Annotated in this window: 28 protein-coding genes; 13 read left to right on the top strand and 15 right to left on the bottom strand. The window is 70.1% G+C overall.

The genetic code is table 11. The features are described 5' to 3' along the window. Positions 1–13 precede the first annotated feature (13 nt). Complete coding sequence (locus ABEA43_RS03145) at positions 14–700, top strand: SGNH/GDSL hydrolase family protein (protein WP_345558391.1); 687 nt, start codon at positions 14–16, stop codon at positions 698–700. Between the two features lie 14 nt (positions 701–714). On the opposite strand, the gene ABEA43_RS03140 is transcribed toward ABEA43_RS03145, so the two are convergent. The 5 genes from ABEA43_RS03140 to ABEA43_RS03120 form a co-directional block, all read right to left on the bottom strand. Then, the gene (locus ABEA43_RS03140; RefSeq protein WP_345558389.1) at positions 715–1,083 is read right to left on the bottom strand and encodes a DUF2516 family protein; all 369 of its coding nucleotides are present in this window, start codon (positions 1,081–1,083) and stop codon (positions 715–717) included. A 121-nt stretch (positions 1,084–1,204) separates the two neighbouring features. Continuing rightward, positions 1,205–1,621, bottom strand: a complete 417-nt coding sequence (locus tag ABEA43_RS03135; protein ID WP_345558387.1) for a hypothetical protein — start codon at positions 1,619–1,621, stop codon at positions 1,205–1,207. 3 nt (positions 1,622–1,624) lie between these two features. Then, positions 1,625–2,116, bottom strand: coding sequence for a helix-turn-helix domain-containing protein (locus ABEA43_RS03130; RefSeq protein WP_345558385.1), 492 nt, complete (start codon positions 2,114–2,116; stop codon positions 1,625–1,627). A 61-nt stretch (positions 2,117–2,177) separates the two neighbouring features. After that, positions 2,178–3,083 carry a M56 family metallopeptidase gene (locus tag ABEA43_RS03125; RefSeq protein WP_345558383.1) on the bottom strand — a complete coding sequence of 302 codons (906 nt, stop codon included), beginning with the start codon at positions 3,081–3,083 and terminating at the stop codon, positions 2,178–2,180. Next, the gene (locus tag ABEA43_RS03120) at positions 3,080–3,436 is read right to left on the bottom strand and encodes a BlaI/MecI/CopY family transcriptional regulator (protein ID WP_345558381.1); all 357 of its coding nucleotides are present in this window, start codon (positions 3,434–3,436) and stop codon (positions 3,080–3,082) included. The genes ABEA43_RS03125 and ABEA43_RS03120 overlap by 4 nt, the downstream gene beginning before the upstream one ends. 143 nt (positions 3,437–3,579) lie before the next feature. Here ABEA43_RS03120 and ABEA43_RS03115 point away from each other — a divergent pair, with 143 nt between their 5' ends. Continuing rightward, positions 3,580–4,086, top strand: a complete 507-nt coding sequence (locus ABEA43_RS03115) for an O-acetyl-ADP-ribose deacetylase (RefSeq protein ID WP_345558380.1) — start codon at positions 3,580–3,582, stop codon at positions 4,084–4,086. Positions 4,087–4,170: 84 nt separating this feature from the next. On the opposite strand, the gene ABEA43_RS03110 is transcribed toward ABEA43_RS03115, so the two are convergent. The 3 genes from ABEA43_RS03110 to ABEA43_RS03100 form a co-directional block, all read right to left on the bottom strand. After that, complete coding sequence (locus ABEA43_RS03110; RefSeq protein ID WP_345558378.1) at positions 4,171–6,915, bottom strand: AbfB domain-containing protein; 2,745 nt, start codon at positions 6,913–6,915, stop codon at positions 4,171–4,173. 116 nt (positions 6,916–7,031) lie between these two features. After that, on the bottom strand, positions 7,032–7,850 hold the full coding sequence (locus ABEA43_RS03105) for a class I SAM-dependent methyltransferase (RefSeq protein ID WP_345558376.1): 819 nt from the start codon (positions 7,848–7,850) through the stop codon (positions 7,032–7,034). Between the two features lie 19 nt (positions 7,851–7,869). Then, complete coding sequence (locus ABEA43_RS03100; protein ID WP_345558374.1) at positions 7,870–8,613, bottom strand: SDR family NAD(P)-dependent oxidoreductase; 744 nt, start codon at positions 8,611–8,613, stop codon at positions 7,870–7,872. A gap of 135 nt (positions 8,614–8,748) precedes the next feature. Here ABEA43_RS03100 and mshA point away from each other — a divergent pair, with 135 nt between their 5' ends. The 3 genes from mshA to ABEA43_RS03085 are packed head-to-tail and all read left to right on the top strand — an operon-like array spanning position 8,749 to position 11,322. Continuing rightward, a complete protein-coding gene (gene mshA / locus ABEA43_RS03095) occupies positions 8,749–10,026 on the top strand; it encodes a D-inositol-3-phosphate glycosyltransferase (protein ID WP_425570146.1) in 1,278 nt (425 codons plus the stop codon). Between the two features lie 23 nt (positions 10,027–10,049). After that, a complete protein-coding gene (locus tag ABEA43_RS03090) occupies positions 10,050–10,529 on the top strand; it encodes a type III secretion system chaperone family protein (RefSeq protein ID WP_345558372.1) in 480 nt (159 codons plus the stop codon). A 49-nt stretch (positions 10,530–10,578) separates the two neighbouring features. Beyond that, positions 10,579–11,322 (top strand): phosphoglyceromutase, encoded by a 744-nt coding sequence (locus ABEA43_RS03085; RefSeq protein ID WP_345558370.1) that lies wholly within the window; start codon positions 10,579–10,581, stop codon positions 11,320–11,322. Between the two features lie 18 nt (positions 11,323–11,340). Here ABEA43_RS03085 and ABEA43_RS03080 read toward each other — a convergent pair whose 3' ends face one another. The 3 genes from ABEA43_RS03080 to phoU all read right to left on the bottom strand — a co-directional run bounded on the left by ABEA43_RS03080 (position 11,341) and on the right by phoU (position 14,166). Continuing rightward, positions 11,341–12,876: an ankyrin repeat domain-containing protein gene (locus tag ABEA43_RS03080; RefSeq protein WP_345558368.1), complete on the bottom strand. Its 1,536-nt coding sequence runs from the start codon at positions 12,874–12,876 to the stop codon at positions 11,341–11,343. 159 nt (positions 12,877–13,035) lie between these two features. Next, complete coding sequence (locus ABEA43_RS03075; RefSeq protein ID WP_345558366.1) at positions 13,036–13,314, bottom strand: hypothetical protein; 279 nt, start codon at positions 13,312–13,314, stop codon at positions 13,036–13,038. A gap of 207 nt (positions 13,315–13,521) precedes the next feature. Further along, a complete protein-coding gene (gene phoU, locus ABEA43_RS03070; protein WP_345558364.1) occupies positions 13,522–14,166 on the bottom strand; it encodes a phosphate signaling complex protein PhoU in 645 nt (214 codons plus the stop codon). A 133-nt stretch (positions 14,167–14,299) separates the two neighbouring features. On the opposite strand from phoU, the gene ABEA43_RS03065 reads away from it, so the two are divergent. Both ABEA43_RS03065 and ABEA43_RS03060 read left to right on the top strand, forming a co-directional pair. Next, the gene (locus ABEA43_RS03065; protein ID WP_425570155.1) at positions 14,300–15,472 is read left to right on the top strand and encodes a sensor histidine kinase; all 1,173 of its coding nucleotides are present in this window, start codon (positions 14,300–14,302) and stop codon (positions 15,470–15,472) included. Next, positions 15,469–16,161 carry a response regulator gene (locus ABEA43_RS03060; RefSeq protein ID WP_345558361.1) on the top strand — a complete coding sequence of 231 codons (693 nt, stop codon included), beginning with the start codon at positions 15,469–15,471 and terminating at the stop codon, positions 16,159–16,161. Before ABEA43_RS03065 ends, ABEA43_RS03060 begins: the two co-directional genes overlap by 4 nt. 64 nt (positions 16,162–16,225) lie before the next feature. Here ABEA43_RS03060 and ABEA43_RS03055 read toward each other — a convergent pair whose 3' ends face one another. Continuing rightward, the gene (locus tag ABEA43_RS03055) at positions 16,226–16,804 is read right to left on the bottom strand and encodes a copper chaperone PCu(A)C (protein ID WP_345558359.1); all 579 of its coding nucleotides are present in this window, start codon (positions 16,802–16,804) and stop codon (positions 16,226–16,228) included. A gap of 250 nt (positions 16,805–17,054) precedes the next feature. On the opposite strand from ABEA43_RS03055, the gene ABEA43_RS03050 reads away from it, so the two are divergent. The 4 genes from ABEA43_RS03050 (at position 17,055) to ABEA43_RS03035 (ending at position 18,863) form a co-directional block, all read left to right on the top strand. Beyond that, positions 17,055–17,537, top strand: a complete 483-nt coding sequence (locus tag ABEA43_RS03050; RefSeq protein ID WP_043624891.1) for a CarD family transcriptional regulator — start codon at positions 17,055–17,057, stop codon at positions 17,535–17,537. 17 nt (positions 17,538–17,554) lie between these two features. Next, positions 17,555–18,025, top strand: a complete 471-nt coding sequence (gene ispF, locus ABEA43_RS03045; RefSeq protein WP_345558357.1) for a 2-C-methyl-D-erythritol 2,4-cyclodiphosphate synthase — start codon at positions 17,555–17,557, stop codon at positions 18,023–18,025. 182 nt (positions 18,026–18,207) lie between these two features. After that, positions 18,208–18,495: a GlsB/YeaQ/YmgE family stress response membrane protein gene (locus ABEA43_RS03040; protein ID WP_345558355.1), complete on the top strand. Its 288-nt coding sequence runs from the start codon at positions 18,208–18,210 to the stop codon at positions 18,493–18,495. Between the two features lie 98 nt (positions 18,496–18,593). Then, on the top strand, positions 18,594–18,863 hold the full coding sequence (locus ABEA43_RS03035) for a GlsB/YeaQ/YmgE family stress response membrane protein (protein ID WP_345558353.1): 270 nt from the start codon (positions 18,594–18,596) through the stop codon (positions 18,861–18,863). Between the two features lie 59 nt (positions 18,864–18,922). Here ABEA43_RS03035 and ABEA43_RS03030 read toward each other — a convergent pair whose 3' ends face one another. Further along, on the bottom strand, positions 18,923–20,062 hold the full coding sequence (locus ABEA43_RS03030) for a DUF2637 domain-containing protein (protein ID WP_345558351.1): 1,140 nt from the start codon (positions 20,060–20,062) through the stop codon (positions 18,923–18,925). Between the two features lie 52 nt (positions 20,063–20,114). On the opposite strand from ABEA43_RS03030, the gene ABEA43_RS03025 reads away from it, so the two are divergent. Both ABEA43_RS03025 and cysS read left to right on the top strand, forming a co-directional pair. After that, complete coding sequence (locus ABEA43_RS03025) at positions 20,115–20,501, top strand: PPOX class F420-dependent oxidoreductase (RefSeq protein ID WP_345558350.1); 387 nt, start codon at positions 20,115–20,117, stop codon at positions 20,499–20,501. A 43-nt stretch (positions 20,502–20,544) separates the two neighbouring features. Further along, entirely contained in the window at positions 20,545–21,936 is a 1,392-nt protein-coding gene (gene cysS / locus ABEA43_RS03020; RefSeq protein ID WP_345558348.1) for a cysteine--tRNA ligase, read from the top strand. A gap of 100 nt (positions 21,937–22,036) precedes the next feature. Here cysS and ABEA43_RS03015 read toward each other — a convergent pair whose 3' ends face one another. Both ABEA43_RS03015 and ABEA43_RS03010 read right to left on the bottom strand, forming a co-directional pair. Then, positions 22,037–23,803, bottom strand: coding sequence for an alpha/beta fold hydrolase (locus tag ABEA43_RS03015; RefSeq protein ID WP_345558346.1), 1,767 nt, complete (start codon positions 23,801–23,803; stop codon positions 22,037–22,039). Between the two features lie 67 nt (positions 23,804–23,870). Continuing rightward, a complete protein-coding gene (locus ABEA43_RS03010) occupies positions 23,871–24,443 on the bottom strand; it encodes a TetR/AcrR family transcriptional regulator (protein ID WP_345558344.1) in 573 nt (190 codons plus the stop codon). Positions 24,444–24,474 lie beyond the last annotated feature (31 nt).

Below are 24,474 nucleotides of genomic sequence, written 5' to 3'. Positions count from 1 at the left end.
GCCCGAGGTGGTCATGCGCGGCCTGACGCGTCGTTCCCGGATCGCGCCGGTCATCGCGATGATGGCGCTGTCCGGCTGCAGTGGCGCGGTCGCCGGCAGTACCCCGGCGCGCTCGCCCGTCACGCCCGCCGTGCCGGCGCGGCAGGTGGCGCCCGTGCTCATGTTCGTGGGCGACAGCTTCACCGTGGGGTCGGGGCCGGTGCCGGCGTGGCGGACGTACGCGTCGGAGACCGGGCGCCTGCTGGGCTGGCAGCCGGTCATCGCGGGAGCGGGCGGCACGGGCTATCTCAACGGCGGCCGGGTGGGGCGGACGTTCCAGCGCTCCTTCGAGGTGGAGCTGGCCTGGCGCCCGCAGCCCGACGTGCTGGTGCTCTCCGGCGGCCACAACGACCAGCGCTGGAGCACCGTACGCGTGGGCCGCGCCGCCGAGCGCCTGGTGGAGGACGTGCGCGCGCACTGGCCGGGCACCAGGATCGTCATGGTCGGCCCCATCTGGCTGGACGGCGCGCCGGCGAAGGCCTATCGGGTGCGCGACGCCCTGGCGCGGGCCGCCGGGCGGGAGGGCGTGCCGTTTCTCGACCCGATGCGCGAGCGCTGGGTCACGGGCCGGCCGTCGGACGTGATGCTGCCCGACGGCGTGCATCCCACGGCCGCCGGGCACGAGCGCATCGCCGCGTGGCTCGCGAGCGAGCTGGTGTGACCTACGTGTAAGCCTTACCAGGGCCCGTAGGGGCCGTTGTTGCCGCCCCGGCCGCCCATGCCCTTGACGGCGGGCTTGACGTCCACGATGTAGATGGTGGCGGCGATGACGGCCAGGATCGAGAAGAAGCCCAGGCCGATGCCGATGAAGTCGGCGCTGCCGACGATCATGAAGGCGTTGAAGTAGCTCCACGCGCCCGCGCCGGAGAACAGCGTGGCCAGCACGAGGATCAGCAGCCAGAGATTCTTCTGCAGCTTGCCCGCCGAGGTGAACGCATTGGTCGGCACCCGGAACGCGTGCACCAGCGCGTAGATCGACATGCCGAAGATGATGGCGGCGAGCACCAAGAAGAGAAGGTTGAACACACCATTGATCAAATTCATGTTGTTGGCTCCGCCCAACGCCGCGATGAAATCGGCTTCAGCCTAATAGGCACCCCCGACAGGCGGGCACCCTCGAACGGAAAGGCCCGCCTCCCGATGGGAGACGGGCCTCACTGTCGGATCAGGCCTTGGCCTTGGTGGTGCGGGTCTTCTTGACCGGCTCGACCGGCTCGGCGACGGGCGGCTCAGCGGCCACCGACACCTCTTCGAGCTCGAGGGCGGCCTCGCCGCTCGCCTTGCTGACGACCTTGCGGCCGCGCGAGGCGAAGTCCTCGTAGACCTCGGTGGCCTTGTGGCCGAGAAGGTCGGCGTACTCGCGGGCCTTCTCAGGGAGCTCCCTGGCGATGCCCTCGGCCCTGTCGGCGGCCGCGCGGGCCCGCTCGGGCAGGTCCTTGGCGATCTCGGTGCGGCGCGACTGAAGCCTCAGAAGCTGGTCGGGCAGCTCGCGCAGCTTCTCCACCGCGAAGTCGCCGACACCCGCGACGGCGTAGAACGGCTTGGACTCGGTGAGTTTCTTGACCTCGGTGGCGAGCGTCATGAGTTAACCTTCCTTGGTTTCCTGGGTGACGTTGCCGTTGCTTGGGGTCGCCGCGAAGGGCTCAAGTGCGGCGAGAAACTCCTCGGGCAGCGGCTCGTCGTCCGATCCGGAGTCGTGCCGAGGGCGAGCGTTCTGGGAGGTCTGCTCGTCTTCGGTGCGCTTCTCCTTCCGGAACGACTCGTAGATGTCGATCAGCACTTGGCGTTGCCGTTCGCTGAGCAGAGCGTCGGCTCTGATGGCGGTGATCACGTCGCTGGGCGGCTCGCGGTCCTCGATGAGGCCCGCTTGCACGTAGAGCGCCTGCGAGGAGATCCGCAGACCCTTCGCGATCTGGTTGAGAATCTCCGCGCTCGGCTTACGCAACCCGCGCTCGATCTGGCTCAGGTAGGGGTTGGAGACCCCCGCCGCCGCAGCGAGCTGGCGAAGCGAGATCTTCGCCTGCTGCCGCTGCTCGCGGATGTATTCACCGATCGAGCCGACCTTGGGTAGTGCCATGCCTCTAGTCTGCCGCGCGGTGCTTGCAATTGCAAACGCGTGATTAACCCCAGCAAGCACGTTAGAGCTGGATAACCCACAGGAAGGGAGTGGCGGTGACCAATGTCACAGAGAGTGCGATGTATCCGGAACGGACCGACGTGGCGAGCTCGGGACCCGGCTTGATCAGGCGATCGACCCTGGCCATGACGTTGTGGGCGTGGACGCCCAGCATGCCGTGAGGGGTCGGCATGGCGCCGGCCGTACCGAACCTGAGCAGCGCCGTGGCGAGCCTGCGCGGCGAGCAGTAGCGGCGGGCGCGGTCGTCGGCGGCCATCTCGATGAGCAGCTCCACCTGGGCCTGCGCGTCGGCCACCACCTTCGACCAGGGCAGCGCCCTGCGCAACGCGGCGAACGGCAGCAGCACCAGGTCGTGGCGCTCGCGCACGTGCGCGGCCTCGTGCGCGAGCACGGCCGCCAGCTCGTCCTCCGACAGCAGCTTGAGCGCCCCTTCGCTGACCACGACCTGCGAGCGCAGCCCGGGCACGCAGTAGGCCGCGGCCCCCGGGTGGGCCAGCACCCGCACGCCCGGCACGCCCGGGTCGTCGTGGGAGATCAGCGCGAGCAGCATGCGGTGCCGCCTGCGCGCACGCAGCGCCTGCACGCCCGCGGTGAGCAGCACCACGACCAGCACGGCGAGCGAGGTGAGCCCGGCGATCAGGGCCAGCACGTGCAGCGGGTCCCACGCCTGGACCGGCGGCTTCCCCTGCGCGAACGCGACCAGGCCGGGCAGCACGCTGACGCCGTAGGGCTGGACGGCGTAGGCGAGCATGGCGCCGGTGGTGGCCAGGCCCCAGGCCACGCCCAGGGACTGCCAGACGATGATGGCCAGCCGTGGTGCCCGTGAGGTCCACTCGGCTGTGGTGAAACGCCAGGAGCCGAGCGCGCACGCCGTGGCGAGCGCTGCCAGCACCACTGCCGTGATCACTCGTCCTCCAGCTCCGTGAGGGCTCTACGCAGGATCTCCGCCTCGGTGCCAGAGACAGCCTGGGCGAAGCGGGTCAGGGCGGCGGATCGGTCGCCCGTCAGGTCCAATGCTTCCAGCATAAGCTCGGCGATGTAGGCGTCACGGCTCGCCGCGGGCTGATAGCGCCACGCGCGGCCGTCGCGGGTCCGCTCAAGGAAGCCCTTGCGGGTGAGCCGGTCGAGCACGGTCATCACCGTGGTGGGGGCGAGATCGCGGTCGGCGATGAGCCGTCCGACCTCGCGCGCGGTCAGCGCGCCGCTCTCCGCCCAGAGGATGTCCATGATGCTGCGCTCAAGCTCGCCAAGACCCTTCACGCCCTTCAGACTAGCTCTACAAGGCGTCGAGCTGGCATCCGGGTCGCCGCGTCTCCCTGTGTAGCGGGCCTGTGACGTGCGGTGTCGTCGTCCTGAGCGAGATCGATGGTGCAACGCGGGGGCGAACGGGCAGGCTCTGTGAGATGAAGATCACTCTGGTACGAGGCGACATCACCGAGCAGCGGGCGGAGGCCATCGTGAACGCCGCCAACTCCTCGCTGATGGGCGGCGGCGGCGTGGACGGCGCCATCCACCGCCGGGGCGGGCCGGAGATCCTGGAGGAGTGCAGGAAGCTGCGGGCCGCCCACTACGGCAAGGGCCTGCCGACCGGGCAGGCGGTGGCCACGACGGCGGGGCGGCTGGCCGCGCGGTGGGTGATCCACACGGTCGGGCCGGTCCACTCGGCGTCGGAGGACCGCTCCGAGCTGCTGGCCTCCTGCTATCGGGAGTCGCTGCGGGTGGCCGACTCCCTCGGGGCCGCGTCCGTGGCCTTTCCGGCGATCTCGACCGGCATCTACGGCTGGCCCATGGATGACGCGGCGCGGATCGCCCTCGACGCGGTCCGGGAGTCCGGCGCGGCCGTGGACGATGTCAGGTTCGTCCTGTTCGACGCGGATGCTTACGGGGTCTTCGAGGCGCGGCTGTCCTGAACGTGTGTCGGTCGAGCCGCGCCCCGAGCCGCCTTTTTGAGCCGCCCGGCGCGGTGGCGGCCGCGCCGGGCGGGAGCGCTCGGGTCAGGGCGCCCACGGTGGTGCGACGGCCCAGGTGACGTCCTGGTCGTAGCCGGCCGGGGCGTCGAAGGCGTGCGGTCCGCCGGGCACCGCTATGTGGACGGCCTCGGCGTAGTGGCGGATGTGGTGGCCGGAGATGTTGTAGGAGGCCAGGCTGACCCCCGTGGACCCGGCGCGGGGCGGCTGGGCGCAGAACGTGGCGTCCTGGTCGAACAGCGCCGTCCCGTCACGCGCGTCCTTGCGTGCCCGGAAGTCCGCGTGGCGCAGGTAGTGGCCGGCGAAGTTGCGTGACTCGAAGGAGTAGCAGCTGCCGTCCGCCAGCCCGCGCCGCACGTAGAACGTCGCGTCCAGCCTGAGCACCTCGGGGCTGGCCGCGTTCACCACGTCCGTCCTGGCCAGGGAGTCCTGGTGCCGCAGGTAGCGGTCGGTGAAGCCGGGGGTCGTCACGCGCAGCGACTGGGCCGCCCCTGCCGTCAGGTCGGCGCCGCTGCGCCACCAGGGCGTGCTGGGCAGCCAGGTGGCGTCCGCGGCGAACGAGCCGGCGGCGTCCCAGGCGTTCGGGCCGCCGCTGCGCGCGATGTAGACCTCCTCCGCGTAGTGGCGCAGGAAGGAGCCGGGCTGGTTGAGCGACTCCAGCGACACGCCGGTGCCCGCCAGCGCGGCGCGGGCGCAGAACGTGGCGTCCTGGTCGAACAGGGCCGTGCCGTCGCGGGCGTCCTTGCGCACGCGAGAGGCGGAGTGGCGCAGGTACTGGCCGGGGAAGTTGCGGGACTCGAAGGAGAAGCAGGCGCCGTTCGCCAGACCGGGCCGCGCCCAGAACGTGGCGTCCTGCTTGAGGCCGTCCGCGCCGGCCGCGGTGACCACGTCGGTGCGGGCCAGCGAGCTCTGGTGCCGCAGGTAGCGGTCGGTGTAGCCGGAGGTGGTCACGCGGAGTGAGACGAGGCTGCCCGCGGCGAGGCCGGTGGCCGCCTGGATCACCGAGCGGTTCACGGTGCGCACGCGGTCGGCGTTCATCTTCAGGATCCTGCGGTCGTACGTCCACAGGCCGTTGATCTCGTTCTCGACGTCGGTCGGCTGGGTGTAGATGGACGCCGACAGCCCGTTGTTCACGATCAGCGGCTTGAGCTGCTCGTTGACGGAGACGTAGCGGTTGGTCAGCGCCGTGGCGTCGGAGGTCATCTCGTACGCGAAGCCGGTCCCCGGCCACTGGTGCCCCGGACTGGCCAGGCCGAGGCCGCCGAACTCGCCGAGCACCGCCACCCGCGTCGCGCTGGGCCGCTGGGGCGTGCCTGGGCCCACGTAGATGTGGTCGTCGGCCACGTCGCCGTTGCCGCCGTCGAAGCCGCAGCAGTTGGAGCCGGAGTTGTTGTTCACCAGGCGGCTCGGGTCCCAGCCCTTGACCAGGTCGGCGATGCGGGCGGGGTCGTACTCGCCCCAGCCCTCGTTGAACGGGATCCACTGCACGATCGAGGTGATGCCGCGCAGGTGGTCGACCATGCGGCGCAGCTCGCTCTCGAAGTTGGCGCGGTCGGCCGTCGAGGGGCTGACGCCCGTGCGCATCGCGGGCATGTCCTGCCAGACCATGAGGCCGAGGCGGTCGGCCCAGTAGTACCAGCGGGCCGGCTCGACCTTGATGTGCTTGCGCACGGTGTTGAAGCCGAGCGCCTTCTGCTGCTCCAGGTCGAAGCGGAGGGCGGCGTCGGTGGGCGCGGTCGAGATGCCGTCGGGCCAGTAGCCCTGGTCGAGGGTGCCCATCTGGAAGACGAACCTGCCGTTCAGGGTCGGCCGCAGCACGCCGCCGACCATGGCCTTCCCGACCGACCTCATCCCGAAATATCCGGATACGGCGTCGCCGCCGCCGGTTCCGGTCAGCGTGACCCTGAGGTCGTACAGGAAGGGGTCGTCAGGCGTCCACAGCCGCGTGTTCGGCACGGGGACCCGCAGGTGCGCCCCGATCGCGCCGGTCGCGGTGCCGACCACGCTCCCGCCCGTCATGACCTCGGCCCGCACCTGCTGTCCCGAGGCGCCCGCCGCCTGCACGACGAGGTCGAGCTGCCCGGCGGCCACGTCGGGCACGGTGTCCAGGCGCGTGATGCCCGCGGCGTTGACCGGCTCCATCCACACGGTCTGCCAGATGCCGGAGTGCGCGGTGTAGAAGATGCCGCTGGGGGAGCGGCGCTGCTTGCCGATGGGGACTCCGGCCGAGTCCACCGGGGCGTGCACGCCGACGATGATCTCGTTCGAGCCGGCCGTGAGCGCCGGGGTGATGTCGAAGGAGAACGGGTCGTACGCGCCGGTGTGGGTGCCGACCGACGTGCCGTTGACCCAGACCCTGGTCTCCCAGCTCACCGCGCCGAAGTTGAGCCGCACCCGGCGGCCCGACCAGGCGCTGGGGACGGTGAACGTCCTGCGGTACCACATGCGGTCCTCGTGCCGCTGGATGCGCGAAAGCCCCGATTCGATCGGGTACGGCACCAGCACCTGCTCGGCGAGGCTCTGCCCGACCGGCGGGGTGGTGATCGAGCCCGTGCCCGCGAACTGCCACAGGCCGTTCAGGTTCTGCCATTCGGCGCGGACCAGTTGTGGCCGTGGATAGTCCGGCAGGGCGTTGGCCGGGGTCACCTCGGCGGTCCACGGGGTGGTGAGCGGGGGCGCGGCCAGCGCGTCCTGCACGGGTAAGGCGACGACTGCTCCGGAGAGGACCAGTACCGCCGTCATCCGGCGGACCCAGCCCGAGAATCTGCTCATCTCGGCTCCTTGACGAGGAACGTCCTGAACTCCCCCGACAGATTGCGACCGAACTTGAACGAGTTAGATCGCATCTGGACCATATACCGGAGATCACCTGTGCGAAATAGTAAGATTTAGACCACTTGTGACGGACTGACGGCGGTCCAGGGCAGCGTCAGCTCGCCCAGCCGCCATCTCGCCGCACCGCCCAGCGGCGGCCGCGGCGGCACCGGCCACGATCGGGCCAGCAGCTGCACGGAGGCCAGCCAGCGCTGCCGCAGCCCATGAACCCCGTAGGGCACGCTGACCGCCCAGGCATGGTCGAAGTCGCTCAGGAACGCATGAATACGCTCACCGGGCACGTTCCGGTGGATGAGGGTCTTGGGCAGCCGGTCGGCCAGGTCGGAAGGCCGCTCGAAGGCGTCGAAACGGGCGGAGAACGTGACCGTCCTGGGCCCTTCCGGTGAGAGTCCCACCCAGACCGCGCGCCGCCCGTTCTCCGACGACGTCCCCTCGACCAGGACGCCGCCAGGAGCCAGCTCGCTCCGCAGCAGGTCCCAGTAGCGCCACGCCTCGGCCTCGCCGTACTGCCGCAGCACGTTGAACGCCCGCACCAGCGTCGGCGGGCGCGGGACGGGCAGCTCGAAGCCGCCCAGCCGGAAGCTCAGCCCCTCCCGCTCGTACGGCTTCGCCACCGCCACCCTGGCCGGATCGATCTCGATCCCCACCACCTCGACCGTGGGCGCGACCCGGCGCAGCCGGGTGAACAGCTCCAGCGTCGTCGTGTGCGAGGCGCCGTACCCGAGATCCACGACGAGCGGCCGGTCCGCGGCGCGCAGCAGGCCACCGTGCACGGCGGCGATCCACCGGTCCGAGCGCCGTAGCCGGTTGTGCCCGGTGGTGCCCCGGGTCACCGTGCCGACCGGTTTGCCGGATCCGGCCGGTCTGGGCACTGACCCGGATCCGGCCGGTCTAGGCACTGACGCGGTGCACCTTGTGCTGCGCGGCCTGGGCACGGGGGCGGATGACCATGCGGTCGATGTTCACGTGGGCGGGCCTGGTGACGCACCAGGCGATCGCGTCGGCCACGTCGTCGGAGGACAGCGGATCGGGCACGCCCGCGTAGACGCGCTCGGCGGCGGCCGCGTCGCCGCCGAACCTGTTGACCGCGAACCCCTCGCTCTTCACCATGCCCGGCGCGATCTCGATGACGCGCACCGGCTGCCCGACCAGCTCCAGGCGGAGCGTCTCGACCATCGAGGTCTGGGCGTGCTTGGCCGCGCAATAGCCGCCCCCGCCCTCGTACGACGTCAGCCCGGCCGTGGAGGTCAGCATCACCAGCACGCCGTCACCCGACTCGACGAGTTTGGGAACGAGCGCCTGGGTCATGCGAAGAGAACCGAGCACATTCGTGTCGTACATCCGCTGCCAGTCATCCAGCCGCCCCTCCGCGACCGAATCGAGACCGAGCGCGCCACCGGCGTTGTTGATCAGCACGTCGCAACGATCGAGAGAGCCCGCGAGCGCGTCCACCGACTCCTGCGAGGTCACATCCAACGTCACCGGCCTGATCGAGGGCACCTCCGAGGCCAGCTTGTCGAGCCGGTCGCGGCGTCGCGCGCCCGCCACCACCTCGTAACCCTCGGCGGCGAGCCGGCGCGCGGTCGCCTCCCCGATACCGCTGCTCGCACCGGTCACCACAGCTGTTCTACGCATGGCCAACATCCTGCCAGCACGCCGCGGGCGGGGCCGTCGCAGGAGGGCCGGAGCCGTTGAACCCCCGATTGTGACTGCATGTCGGGAATGTCGCAAAAATTTGGATAGTTGTAATCCGCTTGGAGGTGGTGTCGAGTGAGGCGACGACGGGTCAGCCGGGTCGCGACCATCAGCATGCACACGTCGCCGCTGGACCAGCCCGGTACGGGCGACGCCGGCGGCATGAACGTGTACATCGTCGAGTCGGCCAAACGGCTGGCTCAACTCGGCGTGGAGGTGGAGATCTTCACCCGGTCGACCGCGCGCGACCTGCCACCCGTGGCCGAACTCGCCCCAGGCGTCCTCGTCCGCCACCTGACCGCGGGGCCGTACGAGGAGATGGACCGGGCCGACCTGCCCAGCCAGCTCTGCGCGTTCCTGTCGGAGGTGCTGCGCACGGAGGCCATGTACGAGCCGGGCCGCTACGACGTCATCCACTCCCACTACTGGCTGTCCGGCCAGGTCGGCTGGCTGGCCAAGGAGCGCTGGGGCGTGCCTCTCGTGCACACCATGCACACCATGGCCAAGGTCAAGAACCTCCTGCTCGCCGCCGGCGACAAGCCGGAGCCCCAGGCTCGGGTGGTGGGCGAGCAGCAGGTGGTGGACATCGCCGACCGGCTGGTCGCCAACACCGTGGACGAGGCCCGCGAGCTCATCGGCCTGTACGGCGCCCCCGAGAAGCGCGTCGCCGTCGTGAACCCCGGCGTCAACCTGACCGTCTTCCAGCCCGCCTCGCAGGGCGCCGCCCGGCACCGGCTGGGGCTGCCGCAGGACGCGCACGTGCTGCTGTTCGTGGGCCGGATCCAGCCGCTCAAGGCACCGGACGTGCTGCTGCGCGCCGCCTCCAGGATGCTCATCGACGATCCCTCGCTGCGGGAGCGGCTGGTGATCGCCTGTGTGGGCGGACCCTCGGGCAACGGCCTGGCCAGGCCCTCCATCCTCACGGAGCTGGCCGGCGAGCTGGGCATCGCCGACGTCGTCCGGCTCGTGCCGCCCGCGCCGCAGGAGGAGCTGGCCGACTGGTACCGGGCCGCCTCGGTGACCGTCGTGCCCTCCTACAGCGAGTCGTTCGGCCTCGTGGCGCTGGAGTCCCAGGCTTGCGGCACCCCCGTGGCGGCCGCCGCCGTGGGCGGGCTGCGCACCGCCGTCCGCGACGGGGTCTCCGGCGTGCTCGTGAACGGCCACGACCCGGCCGAGTGGGCGCAGGCGCTGAGCCGCTTCGTGGTCGCGCCGCGGTGGCGCGACCACCTCTCGGAGGGCGCCCGCGCGCATGCCGCCGCGTTCGGCTGGCAGGCCACGTCGTCGCGCCTGACGGAGGTGTACGCCGCCGCCGTCGCCCATCTGCACCAGATCCCCGTGGCGGTGAACTTCTAGCCCCGTACTTTTACTCTGGTCCTATGCGCGATGTCGTCGAAGCAGCACTCAAGGCCGCGGACGTCTCCTACGACGAGCCGCGGCCTGGGGCGTTCCTGGTCAAACTGCCCGGTCAGCACAAGCTCGCCACCATGACCTGGCTGATCGTCGGAGAGCAGGCGCTGCACGTCGAAGCCTTCTTCTGCCGCCAGCCCGACGAGAACCACACCGAGTTCTACCGCTGGCTGCTCGGCAAGAACGGCTCGACGTACGGCGTTCACTTCTCCCTCGACTCCGTCGGCGACGTCTACCTCGTGGGCCGCGTCCCGCTGACGGCCATCTCCGAGGACGAGGTGGACCGGCTGCTCGGGTGCGTGCTGACGTACGCCGACGACTGGTTCGACCGGGCGCTGGAGCTGGGATTCGCCTCGTCGATCCGGCGGGAGTGGGAGTGGCGGGCCAAGCGGGGGGAGTCGCTGGCCAACCTCCAGGCGTTCGCCCGCTTCGCCGACCCGGACCGCTGACCCGGACCGCTGACCCTTGGGGCCCGCCGCAAACCATAGGATTGGCCCCATGGCGACTTTGGTGCTGCTACGGCACGGCGAGAGTGACTGGAACGCGAAGGGCCTGTTCACCGGATGGGTGGACGTGAGCCTGTCGGCCAAGGGCGAAGACGAGGCCCGCCGCGGCGGCAAGCTCCTCCAGGACGCCGGACTGCGCCCCGACGTCGTCCACACCAGCCTCATGACCAGGGCCATCCAGACGGCCCAGCTCGCGCTGGGCGAGGCCGACCTGCTCTGGCTCCCGGTCAAGCGGAGCTGGCGGCTCAACGAACGCCACTACGGCGCCCTGCAGGGCAAGAACAAGGCGCAGACCCGCGAGGAGTTCGGCGACGAGCAGTTCATGATGTGGCGCCGCTCCTACGACGTCCCGCCGCCGCCGATCCCGGACGACGACGAATACTCCCAGGCGGGCGACGCCCGCTACGCCCTGCTGCCGCCGGAGCTGATGCCCCGCACGGAGTGCCTGAAGGACGTGGTGGAGCGCATGCTCCCCTACTGGTACGACGAGATCGTCCCCGACCTGGCCGCCGGGCGGACGGTCCTGGTGGCCGCCCACGGCAACTCCCTGCGGGCCCTGGTCAAGCACCTCGACGGGATCGGCGACGACGAGATCTCGGGTCTCAACATCCCGACGGGCATCCCCCTCCTGTACGAGCTCGACGCCGACTACCGGCCGACCGTCCGCGGCGGCCGCTACCTCGACCCGGACGCCGCCAAGGCCGCCATCGAAGCCGTCGCCAACCAGGGCCGCTGAGCCGATCCGGCGACCGGATCAGTCGCCGGTCTCCGGGGGCGCCGTGAGGGGTTCGAGCAGTGCGGCGGTCGGCGACTGATGGAAGTGCCTGGCCCAGTCCAGCGGAGTCGCGTCGAAGCGCCGGTCGCGCAGGCCGGGATCGGCGCCGAGGTCCAGCAGCCGCCGGGTGAGCTCGACGTCGCCGTTCAGGGCACTGTGGTGCAACGCGGTCTCCCACTCCGCTTCGACCGGCGCGTCGCCGCGCCCGTAGGCGTTCACGTCGAAGCCGAGCTCCGCCAGCAGCGTGACCGTCTCGACGGACGCCTGGGTCGCGGCCCACACGATGAGCCCGGGGCGGCTGCGACGGGCTTCCGCCAGGGCTTCGGGATGCCCGGCACGGACGCGGTCCACCATGGGCCGGTCGGCGCGGAACGCCGCGGCGATCAGCTCACGGACCGGGTCGGGGCCGGGCGGCTCGGCGCCCTGGGCGACGAGATAGCCGGCGATCTCCGTGTCGCCGTTGAGCAGGGCCAGCTCGATCGGCGTCCGGCCGTCGCCGGGGCTCCACGCGGGCCCGTCGCCCTCGAACGGTGATCGGAAGTCGACGCCGTGCTCGGCCAGCAGCCGCACCCGGCCGGGCTGGTGGTGCTCGATGGCCCAGCGCAACTGGATGCGCAGCATGTTCGCGAACGTCCCCAGGTCGCCGATCCGCGTCTTCCACGGCCCGCCGCCGCCCGTGCCGAGGCCGTACTCGAACAGCAGCTCCAGGTGCGAGTCGTCCGGCTCGAACATCCGGTTGTACAGGGTCTGGGCGTCGTCGGGGTCGGCGCCCGCGTCGAGCAGCAGCCGGCCCAGCGCAAGCCAGTGCGGGTGGGCGGGCTGACGCCCCTGGCCCAGCTCCCCGTGACCGAACACCCCGGTCAGCAGCGTGAACGGCGACGGCAGCGCGTCGAACAGATAGCCCTCGTTGGGGTCTGCGCCGGCGTCGAGCAGCCGCCCGGCGACCGCGAGCACCCGCTCAGCCGATACGTCCAGGTCGAAGCGCGAGTAGACGAGGTAGTACAGCGGCCGCCAGCGGAACGGGCCACCCCGCTCGGCCACGAGCCCCGGCCGCTCGGCGAGCAGCCGGCCGACATCGTCCGTGCGGGCGGCCGCCGCGGCGGCCCAGATGTTCGCCGTGCTCAGATCGGGGTGCTGGGCGAGCAGCTGACGGGCGCGCGCCCAGCGGGCCGGGCCGTCCTCGCGGCCGTACGTCAGGCAGGCGAGGCGGCAGAACTCCTCCGCAGGATCGGCCGCGGGCGCCGAGCCGAGCCTGGTCTCCCAGGTGTGCTCCGCCACGGTCTCCAGGTATCGCGTGAGCCGTGGCCAGCTGGCGAACCCGTATTCGCGGGCGACGACCAGCTGCGCCGCGCTGAGCCGGAAATCGCCGGGGTCGTCGAGCGCTCCACCGGGATGGTGGCGGACCAGCCGCGCGAGGGCGTCGGGGTCGCCCGCCCGCACGGCTCGCTGCAGGGCACGGGCCTGGCGGCGGAAGCTGTCGAGGTGGGGACGGTCGGGCATGTCCAGGGTCGGCACAATGGCCTCCTCTCGTATGCCTGATGTCCGCACGGTCAGGCCGAAAGGAGAACGAAGGGTGACACGTTGGTGCACGCGCCAGGTGGGCTGAGCCCATTCCCGCGGACCGGTGGCTTCCTGGCAGCCGACGCCAGTCTAGCTCCGGCCCGGCCGCGCCTCCTAGAAGCTCGCGGGCGGTTCGCTGTCCCAGTGCTGCGGCTGGTGCAGGGTTTTGCTGATCCGCCTGGCCTTCTCGATGCACTCGGGGCAGATCGGCTCGTCGACGGACCTGGCCACCGCTTCCGGCGTGGCGGGCCGCAGGGTGCCCAGGGCCGTGATCCCCGGCGGGAGGTTCGTCTTGGGATCGACCAGCATCGTCTCGACCTTCTTCGGATCGAAACTGAACGTGCCCTTGCACGCGTAACAGCGCCCGGTCGTCGTGGCTGGCTCGCCTGTCATCCGATGCCGCCCTTCTTCCGCATCGCGTCCAGAGCTGTCGTGTGACGAACGGCGCGGAAACAGCTCACACCTCAACACAGCCCTACATCGGATGCTCGCGCAAGAGAGCGCACCAATCATTCCTGGCTCATATGCGTAGCGCCCCCGGCGACGAGCTCGCCTGCGGGGCGCTGGACGGACGACGGACCTCGCCTCAGGGGTGCGCGATCAGCTGGGCCGGGACCCGGTGACCATGTAGACGACGTCCCCCGCCACCCGCACCGCGTGATCGGCGTACCGCTCGTAATATCGGCCGATCAACGTGATGTCGATCGCCGGCTCCACTCCGTGCGCCCAATCCTTGGCCAAGATGTTCCTGAACAGCCTCCGATGCAGCCGGTCCATCGCGTCGTCGTCCTGCTCCAGCTCCAGGGCCGAGTCCACGTCCCGCGACGCCACGCAGCTCCCGGCCTTCGTGACCAGGTTCTCGGCGATCTGCCCCATCTCGACGATGGTCGAGCGCGTCTCCGGCGGGATCGCCGACTCGGGGTGCCGCAGCCGGGCCACCTTGGCGACGTGGACGGCGAGGTCGCCCATGCGTTCCAGGTCGGTGCCCATGCGCAGCGCCGTGATGACCATTCGCAGGTCCACCGCGACCGGCTGTTGCCTGGCCATCAGCTCGAAGATCGACGTCTCGATGTCGGCGAAGGTGGCGTTCACTTCCGCGTCGCGGGAAATGACACTCTCGGCGAGCTGGAGATCGGCGTCTAGGAGGGCCGTGGTGGCACGGGAAATGGCCGAGCGGACAAGCCTGGTCATCTCGACCAGCTTGTCAGTCAGCAAATCAAGTTCTTCATGGTACGCGTCGCGCATGTGGTCACCGTACGTGCCGATCGATGAACGAACCCCTACAGACAGATGAACTTTCCAGGAAAGGGGCGTTCATCCCCTGATGAGAGGGTCTGTCCCTGGGGGAAGGCCACCTACCATCGGAGTCATGAGTGAGATGGCCATGAGCTTCGCGGCCCTGGCCGGGTTCGTCGTCGGCGCCCTGGCGGTCCTGTTCTACCGCAATCAGATCGAGGCCCCGAACAGGACCGAGTCAACCGAAGGCGTCGAGACCGGAGCCGCGCTGCCACAGGGTGTGGCGTCCGTCCTGGCCGTGCTGCCCTCGTCCGCCGTGGTGCTCGACGCGCAGGACAAGGTGCTGCGCGCCAGCTCGGCCGCACGGGCGTTCGGGCTGGTCAAGGGCGATCGGTTGATGGCCGCTGAGCTGCTCGCACTGGCGAGGCAGGTACGCCGCGACGGCGAGATCCGCGAGAGCGAGATCGACGTCGCGGGACACAAGTTCGGTCAGGAGACCACGAACTTCGCCGTCCGCGTCGCCCCGCTCGGCTCCTTCGGCCAGGTGCTGGTGCTCGCCGAGGACCAGACCGAGCGCCGCAGGGTCGAGGCGGTACGCCGTGACTTCGTCGCGAACGTCAGCCACGAGCTGAAGACCCCGGTGGGCGCGCTGAGCCTGCTGGCCGAGACCATCCAGGACGCCGCGGACGATCCCGAGGCCGTCACCCGCTTCGCCGGGCGCATGCAGCACGAGGCCGCCCGGCTCACCTACCTCGTACAAGACCTGATCACGCTCAGCAGGATCCAGGGTGCCGAGCCCATCCCCACCCCCGGTCAGGTCACGATCGACGAGACGATTCACGACGCCATCGACCATTGCAACACCAAGGCCGCAGCCAAGGACATCACGCTCGTCTTCGGAGGCACCGAGGGCCTGCGCATCTGGGGCGACGACGAGCTGCTCGTCACCGCCCTGCGCAATCTGATCGACAACGCCGTCGCCTACAGTCCCGAGCACACGAGGGTCGTCGTCAGCGTGCGACCCGCGGGCGACTCCGTCGAGATCAGCGTCAGCGACCAGGGGATCGGCATCCCCGAAGAGTCGCTGGAGCGCATCTTCGAGCGCTTCTTCCGTGTCGACGCGGCCAGGTCGCGTGCCACCGGCGGGACCGGGCTCGGCCTGGCCATCGTCAAGCACGTCGCCGCCGCGCACGCGGGCGAGGTGTCCGTCTGGAGCAAGGAAGGGTCCGGCTCCACCTTCACGCTCCGCCTGCCCGCTTTCGGCGGCACGGCGGTGGCAGTACCACCCTCGATTCCCCTGGAGGCCGCCAAATGACCCGAGTACTGGTCGTGGAGGACGAGGAGTCCTTCTCCGACGCACTCTCCTACATGCTGCGCAAGGAGGGCTTCGAGGTGTCGGTCGCGGCGACCGGGCCCGAGGCGCTCGACACCTTCGACCGCAACGGCGCCGATCTGGTGCTGCTCGACCTGATGCTGCCGGGTCTGCCCGGTACGGAGGTGTGCCGCTCGCTCAGGCAGCGCTCCAAGGTCCCGGTCATCATGCTGACGGCCAAGGACAGCGAGATCGACAAGGTCGTGGGCCTCGAACTGGGCGCCGACGACTATGTCACCAAGCCGTTCTCCTCACGCGAGCTCGTGGCCCGCATCCGCGCCGTGCTGCGCCGCCAGGGCGACGTCATCGAGGAGCTGGAGACGGCGGTCCTGGCCGTCGGCCCGGTGCGCATGGACGTCGACAGGCACGTCGTCGCCGTACGCGGCGAGCAGGTGCAGCTCCCGCTCAAGGAGTTCGAGCTGCTGGAGGTGCTGCTGCGCAACGCCGGTCGCGTGCTGACCCGCGGGCAGCTCATCGACCGCGTCTGGGGCGCCGACTACGTGGGCGACACCAAGACCCTCGACGTGCACGTCAAGCGGCTCCGCGCCAAGATCGAATCCGACCCGTCCAACCCGCGCTGCATCCTGACCGTCCGCGGCCTGGGCTACAAGTTCGACGCGACCGAAGACTGAAGAACCCTTGTTCCGGTACGGCGCGCGTACCGGAACAAGGGTTCTCGCTTGTTTTTCGCCCGCGTCAGTGGGCCTCTTCCGCGTGGGCGGAGGGCGTCGGGGTGGGCGTGGGGGCCGGAGTGGCGTTCGGGGCCGGCGGGTAGTCCTTGTATTCGCGGCTGCGCGTGACCACAGGCACGTTCAGGGACACGATCCCGGCCTTGGCGAACTGGAGGTCCAACTTGATGCTCTCGCCGCCTCTGAGGCTCTTGGAGATCGCTTCAAGCATGATCTGAGGGGCCGGCTTGCCGGTGTTGACGAGCTGGTTGCTCGGAAGCTGGATCGGGGCCGTGACCTTGACCGTCCCCATGTTCCCCGCGGAGACCGCCTGCAGCGTGTCGGGGGTGCCGGCGGTGTTGAGGATGTTCAGGTAGATCGGGGCGGAGCCACGCCACGCCAGCTGCGCTCCGGAGTCAGGACCGAGGATGAACGCCTGCGGGATCTGAATGTCGCGCTTGCCGTAAGAACCTTGATCTATGAGCGCCTGCGCCTCGTTGGGGGCGTATGGCTTGTTGGTGGTGGCGTCGAATCCAGCCCCGCAGCCCGCGAGTACGGGGGCTGCCAAGAACGCGGCGGCTACGACAATCCAGCGAGGGCTGGTCACGGACGGGTACTCCTTGGTCTTGCGCAGGACACGCGCATGTGCATGGGCAGCGCCCACCATATCCACCCGAATGCATGGTCATATCCGCACCCCCGCAGGTCATTCGCTATGTCCGGAAATGCGATTCATAGAGTTGGGCGCTTGTCAAGCCCCAATATGCGGCTTTGACCTGCAGTTATGAGGGTTTCACTGTTCCGGGAGGCTGTGGATACGTGGTACTCTGGAGTACAGCGGAAGGGGTACTTGTCACATGACTTTCCAGGTCGGCGACACTGTCGTCTACCCCCACCATGGGGCTGCTCGGATCGAAGCAATCACGAAGCGATCCATCAAGGGTGAGGAAAAGACCTACCTGGTGCTCAAGGTCGACAAGGGCGACCTTACCGTCCAGGTGCCAGCTGAAAACGCAGAACTCGTCGGTGTGCGCGATGTTGTCGGCCAGGAAGGCCTTGAGCGGGTTTTCGACGTTCTGAGGATGCCGCACACGGAAGAGCCGACCAACTGGTCTCGTCGATACAAGGCCAATCTGGAGAAGCTCGCCTCCGGCGATGTCAACAAGGTCGCCGAGGTTGTTCGGGACCTGTGGCGGAGGGATCGCGAGCGCGGTCTGTCCGCGGGTGAGAAGCGCATGCTCGCCAAGGCACGTCAGATCCTGGTCAGCGAGCTCGCTTTGGCCGAAAAGACCAATGAGGACAAGGCTGAGGCCCTGCTCGACGAGGTTCTCAACTCCTGAACGCGAATCTTCCACGGGTGGGCGTCGGAGTCGACGTCCACCCGTTCGCTTCTGGTGAGTCGGGGCGCGAGCTCAACCTCGCCGGCCTGCACTGGCCGGGTGAGACCGGGCTCGACGGTCATTCCGACGGTGACGCCGCAGCGCACGCCGCGTGTGACGCGCTGCTGTCCGCGTCCGGCCTGGGCGATCTGGGGCAGTTGTTCGGCACGGCGGATCCGCGCTGGGCGGGTGCCTCCGGTGCCGCCCTGCTCGAAGAGACCGCGCGCCAGGTTCGTGCCGCGGGCTACGAGATCGGCAACGTGGCCATTCAGGTGATCGGCAACCGGCCCAAGCTGGCGCCGCGCCGTACCGAAGCGGAGAAGGCGCTCAGCGCCGCCGTAGGCGCGCCTGTGAGCGTCAGCGCGACCACCACCGACGGGCTCGGGCTGACCGGGCGCGGCGAGGGAATCGCGGCGTTCGCGACCGCGCTGGTCGTCAACCTTTCCTGAGCGCCAGGCGTCCTATGCAGGGATGCGTGAGGGTGTCCTGGCGGGCCGTCGCCGAGCCCGCCGAGTGCGGGGGCGGCGGTTCGTCACTGGCGCGGTACGGGCCGCCGCCTTCCACAGGGTAGTTTGCCTGCTCAGAGGGTAGGTCTCCCCAAGACATGTGAACGTCTCGGGGGGAGCTACACATGATCGGCGCGATTGTTTCCGCAGTAGTCATCGGCGCCATCGTCGGTGCGCTGGCCCGGTTGCTGGTGCCCGGCAGGCAGAACATGTCCATCGGACTCACCCTCATCGTCGGCATCGTGGCCGCGCTGATCGGCACGCTGATCGCGCACGCGTTCGGCTGGGCCGATACCAAGGGGATCGACTGGCTCGAGCACATCCTCCAGCTGGTGCTGGCGGTCGTCGGTGTGCTCCTCGTGACGAGGATGGGCCCGGGACGATCCGGCCGCACCGGCAGAACACAGACCTGACCTGCTGCTTCAAGATTTAGGCGAATAATCGCCGTAGATCGGGTAGCGAGCAACCCCGTGAGAGTGAACCGCTCACCCTCGCGGGGAGGTTTCGAGTCATGACAATCCAGTCCATCCTTGGCGCCATCGTGATTGGCGCCGTGATTGGCGCAATCGGTCGCCTGCTGCTTCCCGGCAGGCAGGCCATCGGGTGGATCCTCACCATCGTCGTCGGCATCGTTGCCGCTCTCATCGGCACGCTGATCGCGCAGGTGCTCGGCGTGGAGACGACTTCCGGCATCGACTGGATCGAGCTGGTGATGCAGGTGGTGCTGGCCATTGTCGGCGTCGGCCTGGTCGCCGGTCTGCGGCGCGGCTCCAGCGTCTAGACGACATATGAAGGCCCGCCAGGGAGTCGCTCCCTGGCGGGCCTTTCAGCTTTCTGGCTTCAGTCTTCGGGTGGGCGGGGCGTGCTGCGGAAGCGTCCTGAGGGGGCCGGGGTGTCGTCCCCGACCACCGGGTGCGGGGCCGTGTCCTCCAGCTCCGCTCTGACGCGCTCCTGCGGGTCTGCGGCGTTGGGGCCGTGCTCGGGGTCGGGGTTGCCGTCCCCGGCCACCGTGTCCTCCAGCTTCGCCCTGACGCGTTCCTGGGGGTCTGCGGCATTGGAGCCGTGCTCCGGATCGGGGTTGTCGTCCTCGATGATCGGGTGCGGCTGGGTGTCGGCGTCCCTGTCGTCGGCGCTGTCGTCGGGGGCGCCGGTCGTGCGGGGGTGAACGAGGACGTCGGCCGGCTTGACGCGGTCGCCCCAGCGGACGGGGCGTGTCCTGATCTCCGACTCGTCCTTCGGCGCCGGCTCGGGGACCGGCTCCTGGACCGGTTCCGGTTCCGGTTCCGGTTCCGGTTCTGGCTCCGGTTCTGGCTGGGGCGGCGCCGGCTCGGGTAACGCGGGCTCGGCGTCCTGCTCGCGCGGAACCGGCCATTCAGTGACCCGCGTCGACACCGGCGGCGTCTCAGGGGCGGCGGTGGGGCCGACGATCGGCGTGGGCTCCAGCACGGGCGGGGGCGCGTTCTGGGGCAGCGGCGGCGGCGTCTCCGCGGGATGCGCGCGGTGGAACGGCACGATGTCCTGCTCCACCGCGGCGGTGCCCTCGTCGTGGCCGGCGCCGCGGTGCGCCTGTACGTGCTTGATCAGCAGCAGCCAGAGCCACAGGGCCACGGCGAGTATGACCCAGGGCGCCAGGGCCACGCCCACGGCCGTCTGCCGTACGTCGAACGTGAACCGCACCGCCGACGCCACGTTCACCGCCGCCGCGGCCACGATGAGCAGGACCAGCACGATGGCCGCCTGCACGCGTACGAGCGTCCTGGCCGCGCGCAGCAGCAGGACGCAGACCAGCGCGACCACCAGGAGGGCGTCGAAGGCGGCCGGATAGAGGAAGGCGAGGTCCTGGCGGGCCTCGCCGGTGACGGCCAGCGCACGCAGGTCATCGAAGGAAAGCGCGCACGCGGCCCCGGTCAGGGCGGCGACCGCGAGCCCGGCCAGCGCGATGCCCAGGCGGCGGAGCGTAGAGGGGGGAGTCACGTCCATGGCGGTTCGAGCCTACAGAAGAATGAGGATCAAGACCGATCAAGGGAGACACATGGCCGAGCTGTCAAAAGATGTCCGCGATCTCCTGGACGCTCCGAACTTTGCGACGGTGACCAGTATCAACCCCGACGGCGGGCCGCAGTCGTCCGTCGTGTGGGTGCGCACGGATGGCGATGACGTGCTGTTCTCGACCGCCAAGGGCCGCAGGAAGCCGCGGAACTTCGAGCGCGACCCGCGGGCCAGCCTGCTGGTCATCGATCCGGCGGATCCGTACCGGTATGTGGAGATTCGCGGGCGGGTGACCATGACCGCCGACCCCGAGGGCGCGCTGATCGAGGAGCTCTCGCAGAAGTACCAAGGACAGTCATGGGAGGACAAGCCGGGCGTTGAGCGACTCATTGTCCGGATCTCGCCGGACAGGGTCACGTTGCGGGGCTGATTTATCGGCGTCAGGGCGGCTCTCAGGCGTTAGCCTTGCCTTCGTGAGCCTGCACATCTACGACACCAGTACGCGCGCCATCCGCGAATTCGTTCCGGTCGAAGCCGGCCGGGCGTCTATCTACTTGTGTGGGGCCACTGTGCAGGCTCCTCCGCACATCGGCCACATCCGCTCGGGTGTGAACTTCGACGTGCTCAGGCGCTGGATGTCGCGTTCAGGCTATGACGTGACGTTCTGCCGCAACGTCACGGACATCGACGACAAGATCATCAGAGTCTCGGCCGCCGAGGGCGTGCCCTGGTTCGTGGTGGCCGAGCGCAACCAGCGGGCCTTCACCTGGGCGTACGACACGCTGGGCTGCCTGCCGCCGACGGTCGAGCCCCGCGCGACCGGGCACGTGCCCGAGATGATCACGCTCGTGGAGCGGCTGATCGGGCTCGGCCACGCCTACGCCTCGGGCGGCGACGTCTACTTCGACGTGCGCTCCTACGCCGACCGCTACGGCAGCCTGTCCAACCAGAAGCTGGACAACATGCGGGCCGCCGCCGACACCGACGACGAGTCCTGCAAGCGCGACCCGCGCGACTTCGCCCTGTGGAAGGGCGAGAAGCCGGGCGAGCCGACCTGGCCGACCCCGTGGGGCCCCGGGCGTCCCGGCTGGCACCTGGAGTGCTCGGCCATGGCGACGAAATACCTCGGCTCGGCGTTCGACATCCACGGCGGCGGGATCGACCTGATCTTCCCGCACCACGAGAACGAGATCGCCCAGTCCCAGGCGGCCGGCGACGGTTTCGCCCGCTACTGGATGCACAACGGGATGCTCAAGATCGGCGCGGAGAAGATGAGCAAGTCGCTCGGCAACTCCCTGCTGATCCCCGAGATGGTGCAGAAGGTCCGGCCGGTGGAGCTGCGCTACTACCTGGCGGCTCCGCATTACCGCTCCTCGATCGACTACTCCGAGGAGGCGCTGCTGGAGGCCGCCGCGGCGTACCAGCGGATCGAGGGGTTCGTCACGCGGGCGGCCGAGGTGATCCACGACGTGGACGCCGACGCGCCGCTGCCGCAGGCGTTCGCCGACGCGCTCGACGACGACCTCGGGACACCTCAGGCGCTGGCCGTGGTGCACGAGGTCGTACGCGAGGGCAACGTGGCCTTGTCGCGGGGCGACAAGGAGGCGGTGGCGCGGCTGCTGGCCGAGACCCAGAACATGCTCGACGTGCTCGGCCTCGACCCGCGCTCGCCGCAGTGGCGGGGGGCGGGCTCGGATCTGTCGCCGGTGGTGGACGCCCTGGTGGCGGTGGCTTTGGAGCAGCGTAAGGCGGCTCGGGAGCGTAAGGACTATGCGGCGTCGGACGCGATCAGGAACCAGCTGGCGGCGGCCGGGATCACGGTCGAGGACACTCCGCACGGGGCTCGGTGGGAGCTGAGCCGGTAGCGGTGAGGCCGTTGAGCGGGTGGGCTTGTGCGGTCACCCGGCGTTGAGGGCGCGGCTGTGCGGGTCTCCGCGTGTGTTCGGCAGGCGCCGGTCCGCCTGGTCATCCGACCTTGAGGGTCGTCTTGGCGGCGGCGGCCACTTGAGCGGGGTGGCTGAGCTGCGGGTGATGCCCGGCTCCTGGCACGACGGTCACCGGTGCGCCGGGAGCCTCGCCGACGAGCGGATCGAGCTCGCCGGCCACGATGTGGACCGGCACCGGGCAGGTCGCGGTCAGCGCCCGTAGCTCGGCTCGCTCGCTCAGGCGTTGCGCCCGGCTCAACCATCGCGCGGTACGCCGTGCGACGCCCGGCCGTCGCAACTGCTCGGCCGCGTCGTCCAGCGCCGCGCTCTTTCCGTCAGCCGGCAGAGCTTGATCCCCCAGCAGGGCCTTGGCGAGGCGTTGCGCCGTAGTCGTGCGCAGAGCCGGGCCGACGAGAGCCGGTACGCGAAGGTGCCAGGGGGCGCGCCGCTGGAGGAAGTAGGGCGAGACGAGGACGAGGCCCGCGACGCGTTCCGGATGGGCGTGCGCGTACCGCAGGGCGAGCGCGGTGCCCGCCGAGTGCCCGACGAGGATCGGCCGGGTACGTACCGGTGCGAGGAGCTCTTCCAGCCAGCCGGCCGGGCCGGCGGCGGACGGGGCGGAGCGGCCGAGCCCGGGCAGGTCCGCCACCAGAGCGCCGGCGTCCAGCTCGGGCAGGACGCCCTGCCAGGATTCCGCGTTCAGCGGCAGGCCGTGCAGCAGCACGTAGCCGGGGGAGACGCGGTCGCCCGCGACGTAGGCGGGAGCCCCGCCGACCAGCTGGAAGCCACCCTTCAGCGGCGGCTCCGCGCGCCCGAACCGGTCGGCGACCAGCCGGTCGGCCCAGCGGCGCAGCGCGTCCCGCACGGGCGGATGGCTCGGCCCGACGGCGTCGGCGGACGCGGTGTCGTAACGATCCTCGGACAGGAAGGGCAGGGTCTCGGGGTCCAGGCCGGTGAGCGCGCGGGGCAGCCGTCGTACGAGGCCGGTCGGCAGGACAGCGCGCGGAGCGGGCACGCCGAGGTGCCGCGCCAGGAGCTTCACCAGGTCGGGCAGGTCGGGGGTGGCGTCGTCGAGCACCCAGTGGGCGCTGTAGGGGTCGTGGTCGTGCTCGGGCACGGCGGCCAGGAACCGGGCGAGGTGGTCGACGGTGACCACGGGCGTGAACGTACGCCGGGTGCCGGCCAGCGCGGGGAGCCGGCCCGTCCACAGCTTCTCGACGATGTCGGCCAGGCCGATGTACTGCCCGGCCTCGCCGGTGACGGAATGGCCGATCAGGTTGGCGGGGTTCACGACGGTCAAGGGGATGCCGCCTTCCGCGGCGGCGATCCGTACCGCGGTGTCGCCTTCGCGCTTGGAGGCCTCGTACGCGCCGTAGCGCCGGTACAGCTCGTCCCCGGCGAGTGAGTCCGGGACCCCCACGCGGTAGCCGGAGATGTGGACCAGGCGCCGCAGGCGGGGGCGTGTACCGGCCCAGCGCAGGACGTTCAGGGCGCCGTCGACGTTGGCACGGCGGGCCTCGTCGCGGCCCAGGCCGAAGCGGAACACGGCGGCGGCGTTGAACACGTCCCGTACGGAGGCCAGCCGTTCCTCGTCCTCCGGGCTCAGCCCGAGCCCCGGCCGGGTGATGTCGGCCTTGACGACGGTGAGGGCGGTGTCGTCGGCGTCGTGCTCGCGGAGCCACGTGCGCAGCCCGGCGGGGTTGCCGCGGACGGTGGCGGCGACCGGCCGTCCGCGCGTGAGCAGCTCCGCGGTCAGCCAGCGGCCGACCAGGCCGGTCGCGCCGGTGACCAAGGTGTCGGGTTCCATGTGCACTCTTTCTCTAGACCGATCTACATATTCTTGTTCGATGTCTTTGCCTGATCGCCTGTGCGCGTCAGGCGTTGAGCAGGACTGCCGCGGAGCGTCGTACCTTCTGGATGGGTTCGCGGCTGCGCCGGGCGCGGGCCAGGACGAGCGCTCCCTCGATCATCGCGAGCAGGCAGCAGGCCAGGTCGTCCGCGGGGCCGGGGGCGCGGCCGTCGAGGATCAGCCGGTCCGTGAGGGCTCGCTGCCAGCCGCCGTAGGCGTCCGCGCAGACCTTCTGCAGCTCGTCGTGAGTGGCCGCCACCTCCAGGGCGACCGTCGCGATCGGGCACCCCTTGTTGTAGCCGGCCTCTTCCATGCGGTCGGCCAGCGCGTCGAGCATTGCCTCGAGCAGCGCCTGGGTGCTGGGGGCGGCCTCCGTCAGGGTCTTGATCAGGGCGTCGATCTCGCGGGCGGAGGCGGTGAGCGCCTCCGCCGTCAGCTGGTCCTTGCCGCCGGGGAAATGGTGATAGAGCGAGCCTTTGGGGGCATGGCCGGCGGCGATCACCTCGTTGAGGCCAGTGCCGTAGTAGCCCCGTGCCTCGACCAGGGTGCGGGCGGCGTCGATCAGCCGTGCCCGCGTCTGGTCGCCCTTGATCGCCATAGTCGATAAAATAGACCGATCTATATATTTT

The organism is Nonomuraea rosea (genome assembly GCF_039539705.1).
Taxonomy (GTDB): domain Bacteria; phylum Actinomycetota; class Actinomycetes; order Streptosporangiales; family Streptosporangiaceae; genus Nonomuraea; species Nonomuraea rosea.
Note: the sequence above shows the minus strand (reverse complement) of the source record. Positions and strands in the feature narration are given on the sequence as shown.